The sequence below is a fragment of the Kitasatospora sp. NPDC049258 genome (assembly GCF_040678895.1).
In the GTDB taxonomy this organism is placed as follows: Bacteria; Actinomycetota; Actinomycetes; order Streptomycetales; family Streptomycetaceae; genus Kitasatospora.
The window spans coordinates 1-2,112 of record NZ_JBFAQT010000102.1 but is presented as its reverse complement, the minus strand read 5'-3'; the positions used below and the strand labels follow the sequence as shown (position 1 = coordinate 2,112).

Here is a 2,112-nt window from a genome sequence, read left to right as displayed (position 1 = left end):
GCGGCAAGATCCTCTCCAAGACCGTCAACACGCCCTGGAAGAAGACCACCGCCACCCGCGTCCGCGACTGGGGCACCACCACCGCCAACCTCACCGGCACCACGGTCAAGCGCACCTTCACCTCGCTCGACCAGGGTGCCGGCAGCTCCTGGCGCGAGGCCCGGATCACCGCATCGTTCGACGGCTACGGCCGCACCACCCAGGTCGAGGACCTCGGCGACGTCGCCGTCGGCACCGACGACAAGTGCACCCGCACCACCTACGCCGACAACACCGGCGCCTGGATCCTCAACGGCGCCATCCGCACCGAGACCGTCTCCGCCAACTGCGCCGCCAACGTCAACCGCGAAACCCAGCCCGACGGCACCTCCGCGGTACTCACCGACACCCGGACCCGGTACGACGGCCAGGCCTACGGCACCGCCCCCACCAAGGGCGACGTCACCCTCACCGAGACGCTCAAGTCGCAGACCGGCACCAGCGCCACCTACCTCGACACGGCGAAGACCCTCGACGTCTACGGGCGGGCACTGACCACCACCGAGCTGGCCTCCAGCACGGTCTTCGACACCACCGGCGCCACCGGACCGATCACCACCCCGTCACCCTCCGCCCGGACGACCACGACGAGCTACACACCGACCACCGGCCGACCCACGAGGAGTACGGTCGTCACCCCGCCGGCGACGGTCGGCAGTAGTGCCACCGCGCAGACCACCACAACCGACTACGACCTGCTGCGCGGCCAGAGCAGCGACGTCATCGATGTGAACAACCGCCGTACCGACGTCGTCTACGACGCCCTGGGCCGGACGTCGAAAGTGTGGTTGCCGACCAAGTCGAAGACCAACAACGATCCACCCAACAGCCGGTACGTCTACGACATCGCCGACGGCAGGATCACGTCCGTCGCCACGGTGAGCCTCAACGACGACAACTCGTCGGACACCTCCTACACCCTGTACGACGGCTTCGGGCGAGCCCGGCAGACCCAGTCGCCCGGCGACAACGGCGGCCGGATCCTGACCGACACCTTCTACGACGAGCGCGGCCAGACCGCCCTCTCCTACGCGCCCTACTACGCCACCGGCGCGCCCTCGACCACGCTCTTCAAGGTCGAGGACGCCACCGGCGTGGAGACCCAGACCGCCACCGCCTTCGACGGTCTCGGACGCACCGTGAAGTCCACCGTGCTCGCGGGCAACGGCGTCGGCACCCCGCTCGCCACCACCCTCACCGAGTACAACGGCGACCGGATCACCGTCACCCCGCCCACCGGCAGCACCCCCACCACCACCATCACCGACGCCGCCGGCAGGACCACCGAACTCCGGCAGTACAAGACCGCACTGCCCACCGGTGCCTACGACAGCACCACCTACGGCTACGACCCGGCCGGCCACCTGACCAAGCTGACCGACCCGGCCGGCACCGTCTGGACCTGGCAGTACGACCAACTCGGCCGCCAGACGAAGGCCGTGGACCCGGACAGTGGGACCACCAGCAGGACCTACAACGACCGGAGCGAGGTCACCGGCACGACCGACGGCCGCGGCAAGACCATCACCACCGTCTACGACAACCTCTCGCGTGCCCTGGAGACGCACGACGGCCCCGCGACGGGCCCGCTGCTCACCTCCCAGACCTGGGACCCCAACGGCGGCAAGGGCCAGCTCTCCGCCGCCACCCGTTACAGCACCGTCAACGGGACCACCTACCAGTACAAGACCGCCTACTCGCTCTTCGACCCGATGGCCAGGCCCACCCGTACCACCGTCACGGTTCCGTCCGTCCCCGGTCAGGAGGGCCTTGCGGGGTCCTACGCCACCGGCGTGATCTACCGACTGGACGGCCAGCCGAAGTCCGTCTCGTACCCGGCCGCCGGGAACCTCGCGGCCGAATCGCTCGCCTACACGTACGACGCCCTCCACCGTGCAACCGCGGCCCAGGGGCTCGGTACCTACCTCACCGGGCAGACCTACAGCCTCACGGGCAAGCCCCTTCAGTCCACCCTCAACAACGGCACCGCGGGCAAGGACGTCTACGTCACCAACGGCTACGAGTGGGGCACCCAGCGCCTCGCCTCCAGCCGCACCGACCAGTACGGCATCG

At 69.3% G+C, this 2,112-nt stretch carries 1 pseudogene; it reads left to right on the top strand.

Annotated elements, in window-relative coordinates:
- Positions 1 to 2,112 (top strand): annotated as a pseudogene (locus tag AB0K43_RS31365) (sugar-binding protein); the annotation flags it as partial.